This window comes from Xenorhabdus beddingii, assembly GCF_002127545.1.
Lineage (GTDB): Bacteria > Pseudomonadota > Gammaproteobacteria > Enterobacterales > Enterobacteriaceae > Xenorhabdus > Xenorhabdus beddingii.
Map to the genome: position 1 here is coordinate 1 of NZ_MUBK01000082.1, position 2,303 is coordinate 2,303.

The 2,303-nt window shown below is 45.2% G+C and carries 1 protein-coding gene; it reads right to left on the reverse strand.

The features are described 5' to 3' along the window. On the reverse strand, nucleotides 1–2,303 hold a 2,303-nt coding region (locus Xbed_RS18385; RefSeq protein WP_208612279.1), incomplete at both ends, for an inverse autotransporter beta domain-containing protein.

The window sequence follows — 2,303 nt, forward strand, 5'->3', positions numbered from 1 at the left end:
ACAGGCTGGTTATTACGATCTAAAATCACCGCCGTATAGGTATATTTTTGGACACCATCTGCGGTTAAGTTGTTTTTGGGGTCAACGTCGATAAGGCTGTCTTTAATATGATAACTTTGGGTATCCGCAGTAAAGGAAACGGGCGATGGTGCCGAAACCGGGCCATGATTTTCAATGGAGAGTGAAACCATGAGATTATCCATGACGTAGTTGCTACCCAATGTTGCCGTTAATTTCCCCTCCCCATCCGTTGTGACATCCCCCTCTTTCGGCTGCCAAATGAGTTTTTTATTCGTACTTTCATCCTGATTACCCTGCATCACACGCCACTTCACATGGGGCATTTTGTGATTTTTTACGGGGTTATTCTGCTGATCAACGATAACCGCCGTATAGGTATAATAGTGATGCCCGTCAGCGGTTAAAGGCCCGGGGGGATCAATATGTAACGCATTGTCTTGAATGCGGTGAATTGGCGTATTTGCCGTAAAGGAAACCGGGTCTTTTGCCGACACCGGTTTGTGGTTGCCAATAACGAGTGAAACCGTGACCGCGTTTACCGGCACCGTACTGGTCAAACCTGCCGTGAGTTTCCCGTCGTTATCCGTTGTGGTGCTTTCCCACTTCAAATTGAGTCCGGCAATCTCCTTTTTATTGGTATCCCATTGCACATCAGCGATTTTCTGGTTTTTTACGGGCTTGTTATCACTCCCCAAAATAGTTGCACTGTAGGTGTAGGTTTGAGTGCCATCAGCGACGAGTGAGGGGACTTGTGGTGATACTTCAACTTTATCGGCATAAAAACTGGCAGGATTTTCATTAAAACTGACCTCACCCACTAATTGTTGAGGTTGACCATCCAGTTGCAGGTAAACTTTGACATCTTGATGGGGCTGCGTACTGGTTAAGACCGGTTTGCGTTTGAAATGCCCATTCTCATCAAGGGCAGCAGGGGCTGATTTTTCCCAGTCAATAAATTGCAACCCGGAATCTGAACCGGTTTTGGGGTCGGTTATCCACTGAACGTTATCAATGGCGGCATTTTTTATTGGGGCATGGTTCACCGTATCAAAGGTAATGACCGGGTCAAAAAGATATCCGTCCTCTTTATGACCGGTGGCAGGCAAGGGGCCGGGAGGCGTAAAGTTGGCTTCTTCCCGCGTTTTCACCTTAAACGGGCGGACAATCACATTCATCTGAACGGGGGCTGATTTTTGGTTATCTTCCCATTCAGCCAGGGCATAGATGGGATAATGGTTATTTCGGTTTTCATCAGATAAATAGTTTGGCAGGGTTATTTTTATGGTCTGGCCGACGTTGGACGATAATTTTCCGCCGTGGTTTTCAAAATCTTGGTTAGTGGCCCAATGGATCTGTTTAACGGGGGTATGAGAAGAGATCTTCACTGTAACATCGTGCTGTTCCCGGCTATATCCTGTGATTGTTTTAGGCAAGGAGAGTTGCGCGATGGGTTTTTTCTGGTGTTCAAGCACAATAGTGTTATTTCTTTCTACCAGGTCATAACGGCTTCCCGCCAATGTTCGCATTGAAGTTATATTATCTGGTGATAATTGAGTACTAAGCGGAATTCCAAATTTATAATTTAAATTTGCCAAGAACTGTGTTTCAGTATGGCCGCTTCCTCCCTGTTTATAATCCACGCCCAGGGTGAATAACGGGATCGGCGTATAAGTCAGACCTAACTTAGCCAGACTTGGGTTATTTTGTCGGGTGTCACGGTTGAATAACGTAACATTATCACCAAAATATTGCTCATAGCTCAGTTTTGCCCCCAGATTGGGGTAAGCAGGCAGGAAAAACTCCCCGTTAATGTCATAACCGTTGGCAGGGCGTTCATGATAATCTTTAAGACTCTGTGAGTTCTGCCAATCACTTAAACGCCAATAGGTATTGGCGGAGAGTTTAATATAGTCACCCCAAATTTCCCCCCCCAGCCCCAAACGTTGGTTTTTACCTGTTAGATCGTGGTCATAGAATATATTCAGCCCGTACATCCAATTTTGCTGAAAATAACGGCCACCTAAACCTGCGTTAAGGGTATTGCGGCTGTCTTTGTTGCGATATCCTAATTGGGAGAACAACAACCAATCGGTCTTATTGTCATAAAGTGGCAGTAAGATATCGAGTGAGTTATTTTCTAATGTGCCTTTTTTATCCAGACCAAAGTTAATTCTGGCGCTACCAAACTGTGAGAGCCATTTTTGCGCTTCAGAAGCGACGGTGCGGTTAAATTTACCCAAAGCGTAGGATTTGGCTTGTTCTGCCAATTCAGCAGGAGAAGA